General features: G+C 54.6%; 18 protein-coding genes. 7 read left to right on the forward strand and 11 right to left on the reverse strand.

Annotation, left to right across the window (positions count from 1 at the left end; translation table 11 throughout):
• Positions 1-45 precede the first annotated feature (45 nt).
• The 5 genes from FDK21_RS06185 to oiaX form a co-directional block, all read right to left on the reverse strand.
• A complete protein-coding gene (locus FDK21_RS06185) occupies positions 46-1,686 on the reverse strand; it encodes a signal transduction protein (RefSeq protein WP_138147816.1) in 1,641 nt (546 codons plus the stop codon).
• Between the two features lie 28 nt (positions 1,687-1,714).
• On the reverse strand, positions 1,715-3,313 hold the full coding sequence (locus FDK21_RS06190; RefSeq protein WP_138147817.1) for an FGGY-family carbohydrate kinase: 1,599 nt from the start codon (positions 3,311-3,313) through the stop codon (positions 1,715-1,717).
• A gap of 548 nt (positions 3,314-3,861) precedes the next feature.
• Positions 3,862-4,539, reverse strand: coding sequence for a GntR family transcriptional regulator (locus tag FDK21_RS06200; protein WP_138147819.1), 678 nt, complete (start codon positions 4,537-4,539; stop codon positions 3,862-3,864).
• A gap of 23 nt (positions 4,540-4,562) precedes the next feature.
• Positions 4,563-5,462: a dihydrodipicolinate synthase family protein gene (locus FDK21_RS06205; RefSeq protein WP_138147820.1), complete on the reverse strand. Its 900-nt coding sequence runs from the start codon at positions 5,460-5,462 to the stop codon at positions 4,563-4,565.
• Between the two features lie 495 nt (positions 5,463-5,957).
• On the reverse strand, positions 5,958-7,226 hold the full coding sequence (gene oiaX, locus FDK21_RS06210; protein ID WP_138147821.1) for a 3-oxo-isoapionate-4-phosphate decarboxylase OiaX: 1,269 nt from the start codon (positions 7,224-7,226) through the stop codon (positions 5,958-5,960).
• Between the two features lie 232 nt (positions 7,227-7,458).
• Between oiaX and nanR the strand changes: the two genes are divergently transcribed.
• Entirely contained in the window at positions 7,459-8,184 is a 726-nt protein-coding gene (gene nanR / locus FDK21_RS06215) for a transcriptional regulator NanR (RefSeq protein ID WP_171021959.1), read from the forward strand.
• 85 nt (positions 8,185-8,269) lie between these two features.
• On the opposite strand, the gene FDK21_RS06220 is transcribed toward nanR, so the two are convergent.
• Positions 8,270-9,607 (reverse strand): four-carbon acid sugar kinase family protein, encoded by a 1,338-nt coding sequence (locus FDK21_RS06220; RefSeq protein ID WP_281405406.1) that lies wholly within the window; start codon positions 9,605-9,607, stop codon positions 8,270-8,272.
• A gap of 196 nt (positions 9,608-9,803) precedes the next feature.
• On the opposite strand from FDK21_RS06220, the gene FDK21_RS06225 reads away from it, so the two are divergent.
• Positions 9,804-10,631: a phosphogluconate dehydrogenase C-terminal domain-containing protein gene (locus FDK21_RS06225; RefSeq protein ID WP_138147822.1), complete on the forward strand. Its 828-nt coding sequence runs from the start codon at positions 9,804-9,806 to the stop codon at positions 10,629-10,631.
• Between the two features lie 82 nt (positions 10,632-10,713).
• On the opposite strand, the gene FDK21_RS06230 is transcribed toward FDK21_RS06225, so the two are convergent.
• Positions 10,714-11,709 (reverse strand): LacI family DNA-binding transcriptional regulator, encoded by a 996-nt coding sequence (locus FDK21_RS06230; RefSeq protein WP_171021960.1) that lies wholly within the window; start codon positions 11,707-11,709, stop codon positions 10,714-10,716.
• A gap of 218 nt (positions 11,710-11,927) precedes the next feature.
• Here FDK21_RS06230 and ltnD point away from each other — a divergent pair, with 218 nt between their 5' ends.
• The 4 genes from ltnD to FDK21_RS06250 all read left to right on the forward strand — a co-directional run bounded on the left by ltnD (position 11,928) and on the right by FDK21_RS06250 (position 15,634).
• The gene (gene ltnD, locus FDK21_RS06235) at positions 11,928-12,827 is read left to right on the forward strand and encodes an L-threonate dehydrogenase (protein ID WP_138147824.1); all 900 of its coding nucleotides are present in this window, start codon (positions 11,928-11,930) and stop codon (positions 12,825-12,827) included.
• A gap of 124 nt (positions 12,828-12,951) precedes the next feature.
• Entirely contained in the window at positions 12,952-14,229 is a 1,278-nt protein-coding gene (otnK, locus tag FDK21_RS06240) for a 3-oxo-tetronate kinase (protein WP_138147825.1), read from the forward strand.
• A complete protein-coding gene (locus tag FDK21_RS06245; RefSeq protein WP_114011193.1) occupies positions 14,226-14,873 on the forward strand; it encodes an aldolase in 648 nt (215 codons plus the stop codon). The genes otnK and FDK21_RS06245 overlap by 4 nt, the downstream gene beginning before the upstream one ends.
• Positions 14,873-15,634: a TIM barrel protein gene (locus tag FDK21_RS06250; protein WP_138147826.1), complete on the forward strand. Its 762-nt coding sequence runs from the start codon at positions 14,873-14,875 to the stop codon at positions 15,632-15,634. The genes FDK21_RS06245 and FDK21_RS06250 overlap by 1 nt, the downstream gene beginning before the upstream one ends.
• Before the next feature lie 162 nt (positions 15,635-15,796).
• Here the strand turns inward: FDK21_RS06250 and FDK21_RS06255 are convergent, their stop codons facing one another.
• The 4 genes from FDK21_RS06255 to FDK21_RS06270 form a co-directional block, all read right to left on the reverse strand.
• Positions 15,797-16,729: a sugar phosphate isomerase/epimerase family protein gene (locus tag FDK21_RS06255; RefSeq protein ID WP_138147827.1), complete on the reverse strand. Its 933-nt coding sequence runs from the start codon at positions 16,727-16,729 to the stop codon at positions 15,797-15,799.
• A gap of 66 nt (positions 16,730-16,795) precedes the next feature.
• A complete protein-coding gene (gene denD, locus FDK21_RS06260; RefSeq protein WP_210238681.1) occupies positions 16,796-17,776 on the reverse strand; it encodes a D-erythronate dehydrogenase in 981 nt (326 codons plus the stop codon).
• 174 nt (positions 17,777-17,950) lie between these two features.
• Entirely contained in the window at positions 17,951-19,579 is a 1,629-nt protein-coding gene (locus FDK21_RS06265) for a TRAP transporter large permease subunit (RefSeq protein WP_138147828.1), read from the reverse strand.
• Positions 19,579-20,427: a TRAP transporter small permease gene (locus FDK21_RS06270; protein ID WP_114011197.1), complete on the reverse strand. Its 849-nt coding sequence runs from the start codon at positions 20,425-20,427 to the stop codon at positions 19,579-19,581. The genes FDK21_RS06265 and FDK21_RS06270 overlap by 1 nt, the downstream gene beginning before the upstream one ends.
• A gap of 464 nt (positions 20,428-20,891) precedes the next feature.
• Here FDK21_RS06270 and FDK21_RS06275 point away from each other — a divergent pair, with 464 nt between their 5' ends.
• Complete coding sequence (locus FDK21_RS06275) at positions 20,892-21,590, forward strand: GntR family transcriptional regulator (protein ID WP_210238682.1); 699 nt, start codon at positions 20,892-20,894, stop codon at positions 21,588-21,590.
• Positions 21,591-21,742 lie beyond the last annotated feature (152 nt).

Consider the following 21,742-nt stretch of genomic DNA (forward strand, 5'->3'; position numbering starts at 1 on the left):
CCCTCCTACAATCCAATAGGGTTCGTAAGTGGGAAAGCTCTGCGGTTAAAGGCTGTCTTTTGCCGAACCCGCAATTTTGACCTTTATCCCCTGGGTGAGAGCCTGCGCGACGAATGCACGCAATACGTCTTGCAGTTTGTCTGAGGCGACATAGGCAATTGTGATGTGGTTGGACTGGTGTCCTGCCATCAGGTCGTCGCGCTCTACGCCATCAAGGGTCGCATTCATCAAAGGCCATTCATAGGTCGTGGCCTTGCGGCGACGTTCAAATTCATCCTCTGGCAATTCGAAGGCTTCACCGGTGCCGATATGCATGATTACGTCCGTTCCGACATAATGAGCGCGGGCCCAGATGAAACGGCCAGCCTTGCACTGACCGGCAATGGTTGACCCACCTTTCGGGAAGAACATCGGCGGCTGGCGGTAACCTTTCGCACCGGCAATCCCGTCCTTGATATGCTCGAATGGCACAGCCCCGGAAATTTCGAGATCCCAGTAGAATGTGCCCTCATACGCGCTGCCCCAGCGGACATCATGCAAGGTGGTTTCGGATGGAAGCCCCATGGCGTCGAGCAGGCGGAACAGCATGGTCTGCGGAATGGCTGTTCCCATGTCGACTTCGTTGACGCACGGGATGGGCTTGCCTTCGCAAATGATGGATCCGTCTTCATCGGGGATCGGGAAGCGCTCGGTTGAGCCGATAGCTCCTTCGGCGAAGTCTGACGCTGCGCAACAGTCTTTCAGGCCCTGCTGATACTGAACGCCGACCGCGGCCAGCCCGAAGCGTTTGGTGAATCGGGCCATAGCAATCATCATGGCGCATTGCTCAAGTACCTGTGCGCGGGTGAGTTCGGTTGCCTCATCCTCGCCCCACTGGAACTGCATGCCGCGATCTTCATAGAATTTGAGGCAGGCTTCCCGCAGATCTTGGGGCACTTTTTCCATTTCAACCAGCAAAGCCGATTGGGACAGACCTTCAAGCGGCATCCCGATATCGGTCAGCGCCTTGATCGGGAAATAGCCGTTCATCATGCCCATGCACATCGTGTCAAAGAGGCCCAGGATCGCCTTGTTGCGCAGGATATATTCTCCGACCTTGATGCCATCCTTGCCTGCCGGGGTTTGCAAAACCGGATGATCGGACGAGACATCTTCGAGATAGGAGAGATTATGATCGATCTTGCCGCTTTCCAGCCAGGTTGCCAGTCCCTGTTTGAAGAAATCGTCTTCGAAACTGTCAGACCAGAGGCGAGCATACTCGACACCCAGCGACGTCAGAGAGCCAGCCATGCACAACATGCCGACCAGCCCGGGCCACGTGCCATCGAAGTTGGCGAGCAGCAAGATGGGGCCGCGATGGGATGCAAGAGACGGGGCAATATGATGGGAATATTGCCAGGCGGTCAGCAAGACAATCAGCGGGGCGTCGGGATCAATGCGGGAGAAGAGCTCTGATCCTTCTTTTTGGGATGAAATGAAGCCATGGCCGCGGCTTTCATCATAGCCATGGGCCCGCACCATCTTGTAGCCCTGAGCGGTCAGCTCACGTTCTAGGCGCTCTGAATAGTCCTGATAGATCGGCCAGCAGGGCACATTGGCGCTTTCGCGCAAATCTGCATTGGTCACAACCAGTATTTCTTTCTCGCCAGCCACGATGGATGGGCTTTGTTCCGGAAGTTTTAGCATGGATAGAGTTCCTCTATGATTCTGGTTTTCATGCACTGGCAAGGGCATCGGCCATCAAGCGGTTATGTTGCTGACGGTTTTCGTAAAGCGCGAGATAGACCTTGAATTTGGCGTCATGGAATGCGGCCTTGTCGGGGTTCGCCTTGACGGTCTCACCCGGACGAACCAGTTTCGCGCTGGCTTCTGGAATGGATCCGAAATCGCCGCTGGCGACAGCGCCAAGAATGGCGGCGCCGAGTGTTACAACATCTTCTTCGGCGGCCATGTGAATGTCACAACCCGTAACATCGGCATATTCACGCAGCCAAAGCGGATTTTTCGTCGCGCCACCACAGACATAGAGCGTGTCAATGGAATGGCCGGCCTTTGTCTTTTCCTCAATGATGTGACGGGTCCCATAGGCGACAGTCTGCAAGGTGGCGAGATACAAACGGGCAAGCGCGTCCCGTCCCTTTTCAAGGGTCAAACCGGACACCACACCGCGTGCATGCGGATTGGCGCGTGGGGAGCGGTTGCCGTGGTGGTCGCCCAGAATATGCAAGTCGCGCGTCGGATATGGCTCACGGGCTTCGAGATCGGCAACCCATTCGTTTAGCAAGGCAACCGGATGCATGCCTCGACGCTCTGCTTCCTGTTTCAACTCCTCGCTTGCGTCGCTTTGTTCAATGGTCCATTCGACCAGAGAACCGGCCGCGCTTTGTCCTCCTTCACCCAGCCAGTAGCCCGGGATCATTGCGCCCCAATAAGGCCCCCAGACGCCGGGTACCATGACCGGTTCACGATTGACGATCATGTGGCAGTTGGAAGTCCCTGATATGAGGGCAAGGCCACCTTCTGGCTTGGCTCCCAACAGAGCAAGGCCGCCCGCATGCGCATCAATAATGCCACTTGCGACTGTGACGCCTTCCGGGATGCCAAGGTCTTTTGCCGCCTTGCTGCCAATGGTGCCGACAGCATCCCCCAAAGGCGCGACTACCGGAGGGACCTTTGACGTCAGATCTTCAAGCCCAACCGATTGCAGCATGTCCTCAGGAAATCTGTTTTCATGGGCCAGATAGTTCCATTTGCAGGTCAATGTGCATGTGCTGGCAACATCGGCAGCCGTGCAGCGCCAAATGAGATAGTCAGCAAGGTCAAAAAAGCGCCAGACATTGGAATATCGGTCGGGATGATTGGTTTTCAGCCAGAGAATTTTCGGCAGCTCCATCTCGATGGAGACTTCTCCGCCCACATATTTGAGAGCGTCATGTTTGGTTGCATTGATCGCACTGGTCTCTAAATCGGCGCGGTGGTCCATCCACATGATGATATCGCGCTCGGGGTCGCCATGCTCATCAACCGAGATAGGGGCACCATTCTCTCCGACCGCGACGAGGGAACAAGTGGCGTCGACGCCAACCGAGCGAATATTCTGCGGATCGATGTCAGCTTTCTTGATCGCTTCGTGTGTTGCCTCGCAAATCTGGTGCCAGATGTCGCTTGAGGATTGTTCGACGAAGTTTGCTTTTGGGTGAAACTGTTTGATCGCGCGTGTGGCGAAGGACAGTCGGTTCCCGTCCTTGTCATAGACCCCGGTTCTGGTGCTGGCAGATCCAACATCAATCCCAATGTAAAATGCGTCTTCCATATTTCCCTCCCGACTTTTTCACTTTGAAAAAGAAGTCGTTTGTATTTTAGATGTGCTCAAACCTGTTCAGTCTGCGAAATCTGCCTGTATTGTCCCGGTTCCAGCGTGAAATTGGAGCCATGCTCAGTCATCACTCCAGCTGCGATTGGGCTGACATTGTGTGATGGAGAATTGTGTGATGGAGCAAGGAGTAAGCTGGTCAACGTCCCTCGCCGACTGACAGCGTGCCGCCTCAGGTTTTGCATGGCCGGGCGTCTGCCATCATGATTGCCTGCACGGCGTTGATTGTGTCCAACGCGTCCAGAATACCATCCCTCACCAATGATTGCCCCAAGGCAATTGGTCCCAGCCAAGAGATGATCGGTCACGTCGTGAGACTGGTACTCAACCAGCTGGAGATCGTCTGTCCAGCCAGGAGCCATCACGTCGTGACCGATCTGCTCACCATTGATATAGAATTCATAGAGCCCGACTGGTTCGGAAAGATGTTGGCAGCGTAACCGTGTCGGGATAGTCCAGCAAACTCCAGATGGGGCAGGCATAACTGATCAGAACTCCGTCGCTCTTTGCCGGGCATTGGAAATATGTGTATCCATGGCCGCAATGGCACGGGCCTCATTGCGATCAGCAATGGCATCGATGATCGCGAGATGATCGGCAAATGTGTTGGGCAGCAATTGCTCATTCAGGCTGATACGCTCGCGCTTGATGAGACGAATGCGGATGGAATTGATTTTGTAGGCCAGAATCATGATTTCGTTGCCTGTGGAGCGGATCAATAAATCATGGAATTCGGAATCAACCTCCTGACCAAGATTGAGCAGGTCATCTGTAGCCCCGTTTTTCAAGGCTTCTAGAACCTCAAGATGTTGGTTGCGCTGCTCTTCCAGAATCATGGATGGCATGTTGCGGACCGCGTGAATGGTGGCTTCCCGTTCAAGGGCGGCCCGCATCTGAAAGGCATCGCGAATCATGGGCAGGTCGATTGCCGTGATCTGGATGCCCCGTTGAGGAACCACCGTGACCAGACCTTCGGCTTCAAGGCGCGGCAAGAGTTCCCGCAAAGCACCGATAGAGAGATGAAGGAGCTTGACCAGATCTTTCTGGCTGACCAACTGACCGGATTTCAACCTGCCATCGAACAAAGCTGCCTGAAATAACTCATAGGCCATTTGCTTGACGCTGACCGCTGCCTCGGTCTGTTCGGTTAGTGTGTTTCCGGTCATTTCTCGCTCCCTTGATCCGATGCCTAGAGTGCAGCAGCCTCAGCCAGCTTCAAGGCATCCTTGATTTCGGCCATTTTGTCCATGGAGAGCGGTCGCAATGGCGGCACCACGCGCGCAAAGGCCGGGTTCCCATACCGCTCAGCCATCAGCGCCTTGAGTACGGCCAAGCCACCGTTGCCGTCAACGGTCTCGATGCGCATGCAAGCTCTCTTGACGAAGCCTTCCGAGACACCACCACGATAAAGTTGCACACAATCTTTGGCAAATGGATTGGTCATTCCACCAATCATGCCAGCGCCACCGGCATCAACCATCTGACGCAGAATCACATCGCTGCCTGTGAAGACAGACAATTGAGGAAAAGCACGGATCAGTTTCAGACCGGCTTCTAGATCTCCCGTTGAGTCCTTGATCCCGATGACCGTCGTTCCCAGTTTTTCGAGAACAGCCTCAACCTGTTCCACGGTGAAGGTGATGCCACTGAAATGCGGGAAATTGTAGAGCACGATCTCAAGGCCCGGATCGCCGGCCTTTTCTACGATTGCCTGATAATAGTCCGCGATTCCCTGAACATCCGCATCCCGGTAGAAGAAGGGCGGAATGATCAAAGCGGCGCGGCATTTCAGCTTTGCGTAGGCTTTATAGAGCGCGACAGCGTCATCAAGGGATGCCGTCATGATGCCTGGGATATGAAGGGACATATCCATGCCGCCATCGGCCATTGCCTGCAATATATCCAGTTTCTGTTGTACCGAGAAGGATGGCCCCTCGCCTGTGGTGCCAAACAGAGAAACGTAGGAGCAGCCATCGGCGAGCAACTGGTTGCAGTGATGCTGTAGCGATGGAAGGTCAATATCAAAGGTCTCGTTGAGAGGCGTGATAACGGCGCCAACGACGCCCTTAAGGTCGGTATTTTGCAGCATGGAATTGGCTTTCTTGAGATCATCGCAGCGATGATATGTCTCAACAGTATACATGATTTTATGACTGATACAATAAGTGTTGCTATCAGTTAGAACCATACCAAATTCCGTTCAGTCACGAGGCTGTCTCGGAAGCCACAAACGATGGTGGAAGGAAAATCATTCACTCTGACCAGCCACCTGTGATTTCAGCAATAAAGGCCGTGAAAAGAAGGAGCCCGTCTCGTTGCCTTCTACTAAGAACAGTGTCTCGCGGCTCCCACTCTGACGTCGATGCTTTGCCCAAGCATCTTCAGGTCTTCTGTTTTGACCCAGATCGCTCTAAAGAATGGCCAAATAAGGAACTGTTGATCAAGCCCTGTTCTGCGTGTTCAGAGGCATTGGGGTGATGGGCGCCACATCCTGTTGCTGATCTGTTTCACCAAACGAGTGATCCATCGCTGTGGTCCTTGATGGGCAAAAACTGGCAGCAATTGCATTAGGCGTGATCCTCCTTCAGGGCGTAGCCCATTTGGCAAGGGATGCGGCCAACTCCGGGCAGGACTTTGCCATCTCATGCAATGAGAGCCCCGCCTCGGCCGCCTGCCATGCTTGCCGGATGGCGCGCACACCGGCGGCGATGCCCATAGGATGGCCATGGATGCCTCCTCCTCCAAGATACATCAGATCAAGCGTCTTGCCGGTTCGGTTGTAGGTATCGATCGCCTGCCCGCCCCATTGCCCGGAACAGACCACTGGCAAGGGCCGGTCGCTATCGTCAAAGACAGGCGTCATGCAATCCTTGAAGGACTTGACGAAGCTCTCATCCGATTCCCAATATTTCGCCCGGATCCCGTTGATCTGAAACTGATCGACGCCAAGCAGACGCCAGATTTTCTGGTAAGGAGCGAATTCCATTCCCATGCCGGGATTGCGGGTCATCATGTCCCAACCATTGCGGTGTGCATGCAGGCAAAGGCTCGAACGCTTGCGCAAGAAGCTCATGCCACCATAACCGATGGCGTTGATATTTATGACCGCAGCATTGCCTCCGGCCTCAAGAACCATATCGTGATTGCGCATCATTTCATCCGGATCGGCAGACGATATGCCAAAGGCATACATCACGCGCTTGCCCGTTCTTTGCTCATGGTCCCGGATCACTGGCATGATGGCCTTGACGCGATCTTTAAGTGGCGAGTAGCCGGGGCTCATCAGCTTTTCGTCGTCCTTGATGAAATCCACTCCGGCAGCACAAAGTTCGTCAATGATCGGGGCTGTTTCTTCAGGCAGAAGGCCCAGAGATGGCTTGATGATCGAGGCTATCATCACCCCATGGTCGACACCCATCAGGGCGCGGGAGCCTTTGATGCCGAATTGTGGCCCCGGATGGCTCTGCCACGCATCGGGTAGATCGACGTCCATCACTCTAATGCCACTGACGCCGCGCATGGAATAGGCCCCGCCAAAGGCGATTGTCGTCAAGGCGGCAATGTCGATGCCAATGGCCTCAAGCGGAAAGGCGATGTCAATGTCTGCGCGATGATACGGACCGCGGGTGTCTGGGTCTGGCAGAGAAGGTGTGTCATGGGGGGCTAACGGGCGCACCGCCGTGACCCTTGCTGCACAACGCGCACGCACCTGTTCGGTTTCATTGGGCAGCGCGGTGAAGGTCCCCGTTGACTGGTCCCCGGCCATCTTTTGCGCAATCGCTTCAGGGTCACCCGCAGTTTCGATCCTGTAAGTGACAGTGATAATGTTGCTGCTTGAGGTTTGGTTTTGCATGGAGACCTTCCCATATATTGCTTGCCATACTGGTATTGTCATAATACCTGTTGCTTAACCTTTCCCAGTGAATTCGATCAGATTGATCGTCGCATCGAAAAAGGGGTTGCAACATGGCTGGTTGGCGGATGGTGTCTGGACGGAATGGATCTTCGACAGTAAGAGTGAAGAATGCCGCACAATACGATCTGATAGGGTCGTTCGCGGTTGATCGAAGCGGGAGACAGTAAGCGTGACTGAGAAAAATGATGCCAGAGTGGAACGCAAGATCGTACGCCAGAAATTGTCTGATCAGGTGCTGGATGAATTGCACGCAATGATCCGTTCTGGTGAGTTCGCCGCCGATGACTATCTGCCGTCGGAACGTGACCTGATGCAACGGTTCGGTGTCGGTCGCCCTGCGGTCAGGGAGGCACTTCAATCGCTCCATACCCAGGGGCTCATCACGATCAAACATGGCGAGCGGTCCCGCGTGAATAAACTGACGGCGACCGCGGTACTCGATCATGCCAACGAAATTGCCCGCCTGTTGCTTTATTCTTCTCCGAAAAATTTTGATCATCTCAAACAGGCGCGCCGTATGGTTGAGCGTGGCATGGTCAGAGAAGCAACGCGTCTGGCGGAACCTGATGATATTCGCGATTTGCGTGCCCTGCTGGATAGGCAGCAGAATGCCCTCGACAATCCGAAAGCCTTCGTGGAAGCGGATATTCAATTTCATGCCCGCATTGCGGATATCACCCAAAATCCTATCATAGCGGCGGCGTCCAAGGCGATGTTGCGATGGTTGTTTGACTATCAATACGATCTGTTGCACTGGGTTGGGAATGAGAGCATTTCTCTCAAGGAACACAGAAAGATTGTTGATCATATGGAAGCGGGCGACGAAGAGGCCGCGGTCGAAGACATGGTTCGCCACCTCGATCGTGCCAATGCGCCCACACCTGCCAAACAGTAACTTTTGTCTTTGCCGCTCTCTCGAAAGAGTGCCCCGCCCAGCCCGAAATTGACCGCCGGATAAAGGCTGGGCGGTCCGGTGTGCGTTATCGCGCGCCACCGCCGCTGCGTACCCAACTGAAGAAATCCCTTGTGCCCATTTGCCCGCCTTTGAGGGCAATTTCCAGTCCGTCGTGATGGCCATCGCCGAAGCCTTTGCAAATGGATGCACCGGGAATCGTTGCTGCCTTGGCTTGCAGCGCCTGAATTCCCAATTGCTGCAGGCCGTAGCCTGATGTGTCGCCGCCTGAAATGATGGCGCGCTTGATACTGGTGCTTTTCAAAATCCCATCAAGGACGCGTCCGAGTGACACGCCAATTCTTTCATTGGCAATAGAACGATCGATGGTGCTGTTGGCCAGTGCCTTGTGGAAGGCTTCTACCGTCGGATCATCTGTTCCCTGAGCCGAACAAACCAGAGGGCTGGCTCCCCGCGCGATGACATCCTGAGACAATCGGACCACACGCTCGACTTCCTGATGCAGGTCGCTTTCTTCGCCACAGGCAAGATCGCCTCGGAAGGTAATCAACTCAAAGCCGTCCTTGGCTGCATGGGCCAATTGTTCGGCGGTCATGGGTGAAACGGACCCCGACACTCCAACAATCTGGGAAACAGGATCAAGGGCGGGTGGCTCGGACTGTTCCGTCAACAAGCCACGGTCGATCCAATGTCGGACGAGTGCATATTCAACTCCCTGACTGCCAACGACAAAGCCAAGTGCATCACGATTTTCCCAAATCAGCTTGCCAGCGGCTCGTTCTGATCTTTCCTCCATGGAATCGATGGAAAGAATCTTTATGCGGGAGGCAAGTGCCACATTGAGCACTTTTTGCGGGTCGCTCCACAAGGCCTCGAGATCGATAAGGGCACTGGGCAGAACCGTTTGACGGGCAAGATGGACTAGCAGATTGGCCTCGCTCATCGGTGTGACGGGATGTCTGGACATCACCGGGTGTCGATCAAGCCGGTGAACCCCTTCAAAGGTGCCTGCGAACAGATTGCCAAATGCCTGATAGCGACGCATCTGCGGTGCAGCTGTGATCATGGGAACTGCACGGGCCGGTCGAACCGTAAGGCCAACCTCGATTGCTGTGCCGATTGCACCAATTTCGGGGGAGGAATCAAAGGTCGAACAGATTTTGTAATGCAACAAGGGGGCATTGAAGCTGTCGAGCCAGGCAAGAGGATCCGCCAGATTATCTCTCATCCATGCAGGACTTTTGGACCGCGCTGTGGAAGCCAATCCGATTGCCTTCACGTCAGAAAATCGTTGCCTCAAGCTATCGGAGGGAATTTCCGTAAACAGGATCGTTGGTAGTCCGGCAAAGGCGAGGACCTCCATCACGGCTGCGGCGCCCGTGAAGTCGTCTCCATACCAGGTCACCCAAGGTTTGTGCGACAATGTTTCGTCGTGGTTATGCGGATCCAATGCGTTCTCCCGAGAAATTTCAGCGAATAAAGCAGCCAACTTTGATAGCTGAGTTGACAATGCAGGCTGAATATATACTGATATCATCATTAGGTCATCATACCAGTTGAAGTTTTTTTGTTCAGCTGTTCAAGAAAGGGAGGTCACCACCATGACAGTCGTCGCTTTATTCGGTGCTGGCGGTAAAATGGGTATGCGTCTGGGGCGCAACCTGATGAAAACAGATTTTCAAGTGCGCCATGTGGAAGTGTCCGACGCAGGCAAAGCGTTGCTGAAGAAGGAACATGGTGTTGAAGCCGTTGCTCAGGCAGAAGCCATTGATGGCGCAGATGTGGTCATTCTCGCTGTGCCGGACACCGTGATCGGTAAGCTTGCCGAGAGCTTGGTCCCTACCCTTGCCTCTGGCACCATGGTGGTCGTGCTGGATGCGGCCGCTCCTTATGCGGGTTATCTTCCCGAACGTGAAGACATCACCTACTTCGTCACGCATCCCTGTCACCCGCCAATTTTCAATGACGAGTCAACGCCGGAAGGTCGCAAGGATCATTTCGGTGGTGATTATGCCAAACAGGGTGTTGTCAATGCGCTGATGCAAGGGCCGGAAGAGCATTATGATCTGGGTGACAAGGTGGCACGCGCCATTTATGCTCCGGTTGCCAACACCTACCGCTGCACCGTCGAACAGATGGCATTTCTGGAGCCGGGCCTGTCCGAAACCGTGTGTGCCTCATTGCTGGTTGTCATGCGCCAAGCCATGGATGAAGTCATCAAGACCGGGGTCAGCAAGGAATGTGCTCGCGACTTCCTGCTGGGTCACATGAACATCCTTGCAGCCGTGATTTTCGAGGAACGTCAGGGTGTCTTTTCCGATGCCTGCAACAAGGCCATCGAGTTCGGCATTCCGACCCTAATGAAGGATGATTGGAAAAAAGTGTTTGAGAAGGAAGAGATCCTCGCCAGCGTTAAACGCATCACGTGATGACACCTTGAATTTTCCAAACGAACAAGCCCTCTGTTCCATAATCCGGACCAGAGGGTTTTTGTTTAGCGCCCGACCTGTTTCAGGCACTTTCGCGAGGAAGCAGCTTGAATCCGAGATCGAGACTGCGTGGCGAGATTTTCTTTTCTGCGATGGCGTCCAACGCGTACCGTGCCGCCAGTTCCCCGATCCGACCAAGTGGCGACTGTGTCGTTGTCAGCTGCGGCATTGTTTGCCTGCCGATCGATATATCGTTGAACCCGGCTATCGCCAGATCATCGGGGACGGATAAGCCGCGTTTGGCACCCATCAGCAAGGCTGAGACTGCCAGATTATCATTGCTGAAATAGATACAATCAGGTGCGGGGTCCGCAGAAATCAGCCGATCAAAATCCGCATCTGATAAAATGTCATCATTCTTGTCGATGTCAATCAGCATCGGTTCTTCAGCCCCCTTGGCAAGAAGGACGTTCCGAAAGCCTTCAAACCGTTTGTAGGCGCGCTTGTCCATCTGCAACTGACAACCACAGAAGCAGAACCGCTGATAGCCGCGATTGAGCAAATAGTTCGCCATTTCATTGCCAGCCTTGACATGGTCAAATCCGACCGAGAGATCAATCGGGCTGTCTGGCAAATCCATCATTTCAACAATCGGGACCCCTGCCCTTTGCAAAAGCCCCCGCGCGCGGTCTGTGTGCTCGATCCCGGAGACAATAAGAGCAGCCGGAGACCACGCCATCAAGGCCTCGATTGCCTGTTCTTCGCGCCCCAGAGAATAGTCGGTGTTAATCAGCATCATCTGATACCCCGCCCCATGCAACACAGGCTGCGCGTGAGCGACAATATCCGCATATACATTGTTGGAGATAGACGGGATGATCATCGGTATAATCGGCACTGATTTGGCAGACAGCATCGAGGCCATCTGATTGGGAATATAACCCATCTCGGCAGCGATCTTTCTGACCTTGTCGCGCGTGCCTGCTGCAACATCAGAATGTTCCCGCAGGGCGCGCGATGCCGTCATCTTGCTGACGCCCGCGGCTTTAGCGACATCTGACAATGTGACACGAGCCATTCGATTTTCATCCCTTTTCATGCGTGACTTTACCGCGTTTATCACAAGCCCTGTTTATCACGACCGACAAATGGCTTTGCAACTTGACAATATGACGGCTTCCATTCAATATTTTGTTACCGATAACGGTATCGATACCGATACCGATCACAATACAAACAATCCGCGACCTTGGCAAGGGTGCTTGCTGCGGGTGCGCGTTGGATCGGGAGGATCTTATGTCCCAAAAGAAAGTTGCAGCAATTGGTCTTGGTTCCATGGGGTATGGCATGGCCCAGAGCCTGATACGAGCGGGGCATGAAACCTATGGCTATGATGTCGTTCCCGACCAGATGGCGCGGCTCGCGGCTGAAGGCGGCAAGTCCGCTCCCATCGCCGACATTGCCGCCAGTCTCGATGCTGTGGTTGTTTGTGTATTGAATGCGGCTCAAACTGAAGCCGTCCTGTTTGGAGACGATGGGGTGGCTCCCCGGCTTAAAAGGGGCGCCGTTGTCCTCTCATGTGCCACCGTAGCGCCGGACTTTGCCCGTGCGATGGAAGCCAGATGCGCCGAGCATGGCGTTCTCTACGTTGATGCTCCCATTTCCGGCGGTTCGGTGAAGGCTGCCAAAGGCCAGCTTTCCATCATGTCAGCAGCGACGCCTGAAGCCTATGCCGCTGCCGAAGAGATGTTCGAGGCCACCGCGGAAACCGTCTTCCGGCTTGGTGACTGTGCCGGTGCTGGCTCTGCAATGAAAGCGGTCAATCAGTTGCTGGCTGGCGTCCATATTGCAGCCATGGGGGAAGCGATCACCTTCGGGGTGACCCAAGGGATTGATCCGGCCACCTTTGTCGAAGTCATCTCAAAATGTGCCGGCACCAGTTGGATGCTGGAAAACCGTGCACCGCACATTGTTGCCGGAGACTATAAACCGCATTCGGCAATTGAAATCTGGCTCAAAGATCTGGGTATCGTGCTGGACATCGCCAAGTCTGCGAAATTCAGCGCTCCGATCACCGCAGCAGCGTTGCAGCAATATGTCACGGCTGCCGGGATAGGGCTTGGTCGCGAAGATGATTCAGCGGTCGCCAAGGTCTATGCGCGCAATGCCGGCATCTTGCTGCCCGGTATGGAATAGGCATCAATACTCCGTTTCCTCCGACTGGAACAGGCGGCCTCTATCTGAACAGCTCCACTGGTTCACTCCCAAATGAGGTCGCCTGTTTCGTCACCTTGGACACCCACTTTGGAAGGATTTTTTCATGGCTACCCTGCTTGGCTGCATTGCAGATGATTTTACCGGTGCAACCGACCTCGCCGGATTGCTCGCGCGTTCCGGCGTCAAGGTTTCACTCCGTATGGGCTTGCCGACCGAGCCGCCTGTCGATACGGCGGCCTTCGAGGTCATTGCCCTGAAATGCCGCACCGCACCGCTTGATGAAGCGCTCGCTGATGTATTCGCTGCCTATGAATGGCTCAAAAAGGCAGGTGCACAGCGGTTTTTCTGGAAATATTGCTCGACCTTTGACTCAACGGACAAAGGCAATATTGGACCGATTGCCGAAACCCTGATGACAAAGATCGGCGCAAAACAGACGATTTATTGCCCGGCTTTCCCCGAGAATGGACGATCAATTTTCATGGGCAATCTGTTTGTCGGTGAACAGCCAATCGCAGAAAGTCCGATGAAGGACCACCCCCTGACCCCCATGAAGGACAGCAACCTGATGCGCCTGTTGCAGCCTCAGGTGAGCAAACCGGTCGGGCTCGCTAATAGGCTCTGTGTTGCCAAAGGCCCTGAGGCTCTTCAGCAAAGACTGGACGAGCTGAAGACGCAAGGGGTGGCCCATGTGATTGTCGATGCTGTGGCCAACGAGGATCTCTTCACCATTTCCAAGGCCTGTCAGGACATGCCTCTGATGACGGGTGGCAGTGCCATCGCTATGCCGCTGCCTATGTTGTATCTGGAGCAAGGGCTGCTTTCTGCTGATGCCGGGAAGACCGAAATTCCTCATCTTGCCGACAAAGCCATTATCCTGTCCGGTTCCTGCTCAGCCATGACACGGGCACAGGTTGCAGCCTATGGCGCAACAGCGCCCAGCTATCGGCTGGACCCACTGGAACTGGCTCAGAATGGCCCGAAAGCTGCCCTCGATTGGCTGGCTGAGCAGGATCTTGCCGATTCTCCTCTGGTTTATGCAACCGCAGAGCCTGATCAGGTCAAGGCAGCGCAAGAGGCCTTGGGCGTCATGAAGGCGGGGGAACTTGTCGAAGAAGCTTTGGCTGCGCTGGCGGTTGCTGCACGCGATCAGGGGGCTGAGCGCTTTGTCATCGCCGGTGGTGAGACATCGGGTGCGGTGACCCAGGCACTGGGTATCAACAAGCTCGATGTCAGCGTCGAAATTGCACCCGGTGTGCCATGGTCCTTCTGTGAAACAGCAGGCAAAAAGGTCGCCTTAACCCTGAAGTCCGGCAATTTCGGGTCAGAGGGGTTCTTTACCGATGCTTTGGCGCGCTTGAAGGAGCTTGAGGCAGCATGAGCGAGGAATCCAAATTAAGGGAATTGATGTGCCTGCTGGCAAAGTCGCTTTTTGATCGTGGTTTAACTGGCGGCTCAACAGGCAACATCTCGGCCCGCACTGCGGATGGAGGCCTGCTGGTTTCCCCTTCCGGCTCGTGTTTTGGTCGGCTCGACCCGGGTAAACTCAGCCGCTTCGACACAGAAGGCAAGTTGGTCGACGGGGACAAGCCTACCAAGGAAATGCCCCTGCACGCCGCGTTTTATGACACCCGGTCGACGGCTGGTGCTGTCGTTCACCTGCATTCCTGTCATTCAGTTGCCTTGTCGATGATGCCGGATGCCAATGAGGATGACTTTCTGCCGCATCTGACGCCTTATGCCATCATGAAGCTTGGCAAGGTCAAGTTGCTGCCCTTCTTCATGCCGGGCGATGCGGCAATCGGAGATGCCGTCCGCGGGCTGGCGGGCAAACGTTCGGCCGTGATGCTGGCCAATCACGGCCCGGTTGTCGCAGGCAAGGATGTGGAAGCAGCATGCAACGCCATCGAGGAACTCGAGGATACGGCGCGCTTGGCGATGATGACGCGCGGCCTCCATCCCCGAGGTCTGGGTGAGGAGCAAATCAGGAATTTGGTTACGAAATTTGACGTGGAGTGGGAGTGATGACGAAGTTTTCAGCAAATTTGGGGTTTCTTTGGAGTGACTTGGCACTTCCAGATGCCATTCGGGCGGCCAAAGCCGCCGGATTTGATGCTGTGGAATGCCATTGGCCGTTCGATTATCCGGCCGAAGACGTGAAACAGGCGCTGGATGAGACCGGCCTGACAATGCTCGGGCTCAACACGGTGCGTGGCGACACGGCCGCCGGTGACAATGGCCTTGCTGCCATTCCCGGTCGCGAGCAGGAAGCCAGAGCGGCCATTGATCAGGCGGTCGCCTATGCCGCTGCCATCGGAACACCGAATGTGCATGTCATGGCCGGCTTTGCGGGTGGCCCGAAGGCTCACGCGACCTTCGTTGACAATCTGAACTATGCCTGCAAACAGGCTGAGGCACACAGCATTACAATCCTGATCGAGCCACTCAATCACTATGACGCGCCAAACTATTTCCTTGCGACGTCAGAGCAGGCCAAGGCCATCATTCTGGAAGTTGGTGCACCAAACCTGAAACTGATGTTTGACTGCTATCACTTGCAGATCATGGAGGGGGATCTGGCTAACCGGCTGGAAAGATTGCTACCCCACATCGGTCATATCCAGTTTGCCTCGGTGCCAGACCGTGGGGCTCCGGATCATGGGGAAGTCAACTATCCCTTCCTGTTTGCAGTGGCCGATAGCCTCAAATGGACAACGCCACTTGGTGCAGAATACAAGCCCGGCTCAACACCAACTGACGAAACGCTCGGTTGGTTGAGGGCTTGACGGGCTTGTGCCCCGCCTTGCCTTCTCTGGCAGGCATGCAGGGCGGGGCTGCAACAAGTCATTGACATTGTCGGCCTGCGGGCAAAGAAATTACGGTGAGCAAAAGACAAAAACCCTGCCGACCAGATCCGGTCGGCAGGGTTTTGATGTGTCGGACAGAGCCTAGTCGCGCGGTAGGATGCGGCGGAGGGTTTGCAGGTTCTTGCCGCAAACCGATAGCCCGTCTCCACCATAGCTTTCCAGCAGAATGGGGCTTGCAAAGCCTTCTGCCAGTGCCATGCGAATGGCTTCGCGATAGTTGATTACCCCGAATTCAAGCGGAACCGGTGCCGTGGCATAACTGCCTGTGGCCGGGTCTTCATCGCGCGTGTAGTTCTTCACATGCCAATATTTCATGAAGGGAGCGACCTTCGCCAGCATGTCATTCCACTTGTCCATCGGACGATGCAAGCGAACAAGGTTGCCGATATCGGCGCAGATGCCGACATTGTCCCGGTCCACATCAGTGACAAAGCGTACCGCGCTGTCCGGTGTCCCGATATAGGTGTCCTCATACATTTCCATGGCGATCGAAATGCCATTTTCCTTTGCATGATCGGCCAGTTCGCGGATCCGATCCACCGCCAGCTTCCATGTCGCAGGGTCATCGGGGTTGCTGTAGCCCTCGGCGAGCCAGAACCACAGCGCCTTTTCCTGCGCTGGCGTGAAGGGACCGAAAAATCCAAATGCAACTTCGCTGGCGCCAACATCTGCTGCGGTATCCAGAAAACGGTGGCAATAGGCCAGCGTTTGATCGCCGACCTCGGGATCGATCACGCATTTGCGGGATGTCGACATGGCAGGGATGGTCAAACCAGCTTGCTTGACCACGGCCTTGAATTCGTCAAGACGGGATGGTTCCAGATCGGCAATCCGCATCCAGCTATCCGTGGGGTCTAGTTCGGTGAACCCTTCCTCTGCCACCTGTATGAGTGCATCGGCCCAAATCTCGGCTGGCGCGTCTTGCACCAGAGAGCCGTCCGGCAGCACCGGGGAGAAGGGAATCATCGCACAGGCAATCGGCCAATTGTCGCGCGTCCACCTGTATTTACTCATTTTGCTATCTCCAAATTTGACGGCAGGCCAACCAGACAGGTCAGCCGCCGTTGCGGGTCGTGTTGCTCACAGATTTGCATTCATGTAGGAGGTGATGAGGTCATCAAAGGAGGCATCTGCCTTGAAACCCAATGCCTCTGCCTTAGGCGTTGCAATGCCCCCTGGCCAGGTCACAACAATCGCTTCGATCTTGGGATCCGGGGCGTCCTTGACATGGGCGACCACATCCTTGCCGGCAATGGCTTCCAGACGATCCAGCATGTGCTGAACGGAGACGCTCAAGCCCGGCAAAGTGATCGCGCCGCGATCCCCGATCACATCCTGACCCAGAGCAATGGCATGCATGACGGAGGAGACGGCCATATCCGGCGATCCAAGATGCAAGCGCGTGTTGCGGGATACCGGAAGCAGGGCCTGCTCACCGGAAAGTGGCTCACGAATGATGCCACTGGCAAAACTGGATGCTGCACTGTTCGGTTTGCCCGGACGAACGGAAATGGTTGGGAAGCGAATGGTGCGTCCCTTGATGAAGCCCTTGCGACTGGCGTCGCGAACGAGATACTCGCCGACGACCTTCTCCATGCCATAGGAAGAAAGCGGCATGGGGGTCAGGTCCTCGTCAATGTCGGAATTGCCCGCGCAGCTGAAGACGGCGATTGAGGATGTGAAGACAAAAACCGGCGGTTTTGGCTGTTTGCGACAGCTGTCGATCAGCGCTCTCAGCGCGTCGACATTGACCTTCATGCCAAGATCGAAGTCCGCTTCTGCAGCCGAGCTGACCACGGCGGCCAGATGGACAAAGATGTCTGGCTTGATCTCGTCGATCCTTTTCAAAAGAGCTGTATCGGTCAGATCACCGACCAGCGCTTCGACTTTATCAAGGTCGCTCGCCAACCCTTCAACACCGTCTGCAAACATATCGCAGGCATAAACAGCATCGACAGGCTGCTCGGTACCATCGACCGTTATTGCGCCGCGCTCGACAAGGTCTCGCACCACGCGCTGTCCAACAAAACCACCAGCACCAGTCACTAGTATTTTCATCATGTCACCTTTTGTATTTGTGCGGATTTACCGCGTGCGAAGCCCTTCCAGCGGGTTGCCAGAATTGTTCGCCAATTCATGCATGGTGTCAGAAGGCACCGGCATTGCCGTCAAAACGGCGGGAGTGACGCACCGGATTTCGCCCACTGGGAGCGGAACCCGATGCGGTCCTTTCAATCAGAGAAGTATGGTCACAATGTTTGGCCATATCAGAAGAATGGAGATCGCCAAGACCTGCACCCCGATGAAGGGCAGGAAGCCTTTGAAGATGTCCGTCAGAGAGATATGGTCCGGCGCGACGGACTTGAGATAGAATGCCGCGGGCCCGAAGGGCGGCGAGAGGAAACTCACCTGCATATTCATACAGAATAGAACACCAAACCAAATGGAGACCATGTTGGGGTCCAGTTGACCAATGAAGCCGATTTCCTCAATCGGCAATCTTTGCACGATTGGCAGGAAGACCGGGATAATCAACAGCACGATACCGACCCAGTCCATGAAGGCCCCCATGAACAGAAGGATCAGCATCATGGTCAAGAGGATCACCATGGTCGGCATTTCCGATCCGACGATCATATCCGCAATATAACGCGGCCCACCGGACAGGGTATATGACCCGGCCAAAGCCGCCGCACCGATGGTGACCCACAAAATGGTGCCGGTGGACTTCATCGTCCGCATCATGGAATCCCACAACAGGCCGATGGACGCCTCTCCCCGCAGCAAGGCAATTACGAAGACGGCAAACGCCCCCATGCCCGCAGCTTCGGTAATGCCGGTAATGCCGCCATAGATTGATCCGAGCACAACGCTGATGACGGTGAAAGGCGGGACAAGGCCTTTGCCGTGTTTCCAGCCCAAAGCGGATCGCTCACGGCCAAAAACAACATACACGAGGAAAAGACCCAAGACGACAAAGCCCGCCAGATAAGGGATGTGCCAAGACATACCCAACGCGATGGGATCTGCGGTTTCACCAAGGTTGGCATTCTGACCGGTTACAGTGAAGAACAACACGCGCAGCAGCAGAAGAGCGGAGACACCTGCCAACAGAATGGACAAGAATGCACCGAACATACCCATCTTTTGCCGTCCGGTCGGATCACCCGGCTTGGGATCGGGCAATGGGGCGTGTTCAGGATGCAGTTGGGTGCGAATGACGATATAAAGAATGATGAAGCTGGCAAGCATGAAGCCAGGCAGGAAGGCTGCGGTGAACAAAGCCTTGATTGAAGTCTCGGTGATCAGGCCATACATGATCAAGACGATCGATGGCGGGATCATCGTTCCCAGCGTGCCGGACGCACAGATCGTGCCGACTGCCAGTTCCTGATTGTAACCAAGCTTGAGCATTTGAGGCAGAGCAATCAGCCCCAGCAGCACCACTTCACCACCGACGATGCCCGACATGGCGGCCATGATGACGGCCATCAGGGACGTTACGATTGCGACACCGCCCCGGACACTCGAAAGCCAATAATCAAGAGCCTTATACATTTCCTTGGCGATGCCAGAGCGTTCGAGCAAGGCGGCCATGAAAATGAATAGCGGCACCGATATCATGACATAGTCGGTCAGTAGGCCGAAGACCTTTTGTGTCAGGATATAGAGAGGCCCGGTTCCTGCCTTTCCGGTTAGCAAGCCTTCGCCGAAGGTAAACGGGTCAAGTAGCAATGCGGGTTCGAATTTCATGACCATGACCAGAACGGCCAGGAAGAATGAAGCAAAAGCCAGCGGTACACCAATGGCAAGCAACATGCACATTGCCACCACAAGGACGATTGAGATTGTTCCGACGTCCATTATTCGACTCCAACAGTGCGTTTGAGGGTATCGATCTCGTCCTGATCCACTTCATCGGCGGCGCTATGCAGCACCTTTTTCTCGTTCCAGTCAGCAACCAGATTGATGACGGACTGAATGGCGATAAGGGATATGACGATCAGAATTGCGGGAAGAACAGTCGCCGGAATGGGAGGATCAAAGGCTGTGCCGAACATTTCCCATTTGTAGAACTTGTTGACGAAAACCTGATAGAAACTGCCATAGACAAGGAAGAAAGCCGTCAGGCAAACCGTCGCAACCGCGATGATGTCAAACACACGCTGTATGGTGCGGGGGACGACATCATAGAACAGGAAAATGCGGATGTGGCATCTTTGCTGCATCGCATAAAGACCCGAACACAGGAACACGAAACAGGCTAGCCACTGGGTCATTTCGTTGGCCCAAAGTGTCGGGGCCTCAAAGACATAGCGTAGGAACACCTCGTAAAGCATGATGCACGACATGCTGATGATGATGATCATCGTGACACGAGAGACGAACAATGAGAGGCGATCCACCTGCCTCCAGTGCTGATACTCTTTGGGTGCAATCCGGACGGTTAAACAGCCAATCACAAACAATATGGGAATAAGCACCATTGCCAGCCAGTCGATGGGATCGGCATGACCTCCGAATAAACCCGGAATCCCCGGTGCGATATCCTTGCTGGCATGCAGCTGGCTCATAATGTCGACGAGGCTTTGGTTCTCGGGCGGATAAATATCAAGGATAAAGGCCGGCATGTGCCAGACAACCCATCCTCCGCAAATCAGAAATGCGGAGGGAATGATCCACTCTCGCAATTCCCCGGTAGACACTCGCATAACCTATCCTCCTTATGCGAACTGGTATTTTCACAGAGCCGGTCATGAAACATCGGGTAGTTGGGTCCATGTGCACTATTGAAGCACCCATCGCTGGTTAACCTGCGATGGGTAGTCAACTGCTGCCTATCGTTGGCAGCGGTCACCTTCCAATGGTGCTTTGAAACATGCGCTGGTTTTCATGCAACCCCCCAGATCTTTATCCGGCTTTGAGAGCCAACTGGATATCCATCTTTTAGAACAGACCTGACGCTGAACGTGATGGACTGGCGCGGACTTCCCTGGCCTACCGTGCGTCCCAACGCTGACAATCTTGGAATCCTCCAACTCCTTGCCAATGCATCAGGCTGCCCGATTAGGCCTTTGGATAAGTGAGGCCGAGGCTAGCTCCTAGGGATAAAAGTTAACGTCCAAAACCAAAGGCCGCAAGAAAAACATTGAGATTATACAAAAATTATGAAATTATGCGTTATCTCGTGATTTTTAAACACAAACATCTTTGTGGTAAAATGTCAGAAATAGCAGATATGTTCGAAAATATGCGCGACCGGATGGTCAGCGCTGAATTTGCACCTCAGCAACGCATTCGTGCGGAAGACTTGCGGATGGATTATGGGGTTTCGGCTTCGACAATGAGAGAAGTCCTCTTCCGGCTCTCAACGCTTGGACTTGTCGATTTTCAGGAGCAGCGCGGGTTTCGTAAGCCTGCTCAATCTGACCAGTTGCAGGATGAATTGACCCATTTTCGCATTCTGCTCGAATGCGAGGGTGCGGTGCACTCCGTGCGTAACGGAGGCATTGCCTGGGAGGCGCAGCTGTCCGCGGCGCACTATGCTCTGGGGCATATTGAATCCCGAGCCAAGGATAACAAAGATCCGTCTCCGGAACTGCTGATGCTATGGATGCATGCCGAGTTGGACTTCCACAAGACGCTGATCTCTGCCTGCCAGAATGACGTTCTGATCCAGACGCATGAGAGTGTTTTCTTCCGTCATCGACAGCAACTCAATTTCCAAGACAGAGACTTCCACAAGGTTCCTGCCAACATTCATCATCACCAGCGCATTCTGGATGCTGCGCTTGAGAAGGATGCTGATGCGGTGCGTGAGCATCTGACCAACCACTTGCTGCAGAATCTTAACAAACCGGCGTCTTCAATGTGAGGATGTGTATCTGATTTATGGGCACGCGCGGATACCACCATGATGGTCGTGCGCCTAGAAATTGTCTGAAGAGGGGATTCAGACCGACTGATAGTCGGCTGATATGGAGAAACACAGTCTCTTCAGGCGATCAAGCGACCCTTTCGCGGGTC

The organism is Cohaesibacter sp. CAU 1516, assembly GCF_005771485.1.
Taxonomy (GTDB): Bacteria; Pseudomonadota; Alphaproteobacteria; order Rhizobiales; family Cohaesibacteraceae; genus Cohaesibacter; species Cohaesibacter intestini.

Coding starts and splice junctions, on each gene's coding strand:
- denD (WP_210238681.1), bottom strand. CDS start 17,776: ATGATGAAAATACTAGTGACTGGTGCTGGTGGTTTTGTTGGACAGCGC.
- ltnD (WP_138147824.1), top strand. CDS start 11,928: ATGTCCCAAAAGAAAGTTGCAGCAATTGGTCTTGGTTCCATGGGGTAT.
- FDK21_RS06200 (WP_138147819.1), bottom strand. CDS start 4,539: ATGACCGGAAACACACTAACCGAACAGACCGAGGCAGCGGTCAGCGTC.
- FDK21_RS06265 (WP_138147828.1), bottom strand. CDS start 19,579: ATGGACGTCGGAACAATCTCAATCGTCCTTGTGGTGGCAATGTGCATG.
- FDK21_RS06275 (WP_210238682.1), top strand. CDS start 20,892: ATGCGTTATCTCGTGATTTTTAAACACAAACATCTTTGTGGTAAAATG.
- FDK21_RS06205 (WP_138147820.1), bottom strand. CDS start 5,462: ATGCTGCAAAATACCGACCTTAAGGGCGTCGTTGGCGCCGTTATCACG.
- FDK21_RS06225 (WP_138147822.1), top strand. CDS start 9,804: ATGACAGTCGTCGCTTTATTCGGTGCTGGCGGTAAAATGGGTATGCGT.
- FDK21_RS06255 (WP_138147827.1), bottom strand. CDS start 16,729: ATGAGTAAATACAGGTGGACGCGCGACAATTGGCCGATTGCCTGTGCG.
- FDK21_RS06190 (WP_138147817.1), bottom strand. CDS start 3,313: ATGGAAGACGCATTTTACATTGGGATTGATGTTGGATCTGCCAGCACC.
- otnK (WP_138147825.1), top strand. CDS start 12,952: ATGGCTACCCTGCTTGGCTGCATTGCAGATGATTTTACCGGTGCAACC.
- FDK21_RS06185 (WP_138147816.1), bottom strand. CDS start 1,686: ATGCTAAAACTTCCGGAACAAAGCCCATCCATCGTGGCTGGCGAGAAA.
- FDK21_RS06270 (WP_114011197.1), bottom strand. CDS start 20,427: ATGCGAGTGTCTACCGGGGAATTGCGAGAGTGGATCATTCCCTCCGCA.
- FDK21_RS06245 (WP_114011193.1), top strand. CDS start 14,226: ATGAGCGAGGAATCCAAATTAAGGGAATTGATGTGCCTGCTGGCAAAG.
- FDK21_RS06250 (WP_138147826.1), top strand. CDS start 14,873: ATGACGAAGTTTTCAGCAAATTTGGGGTTTCTTTGGAGTGACTTGGCA.
- oiaX (WP_138147821.1), bottom strand. CDS start 7,226: ATGCAAAACCAAACCTCAAGCAGCAACATTATCACTGTCACTTACAGG.
- FDK21_RS06230 (WP_171021960.1), bottom strand. CDS start 11,709: ATGGCTCGTGTCACATTGTCAGATGTCGCTAAAGCCGCGGGCGTCAGC.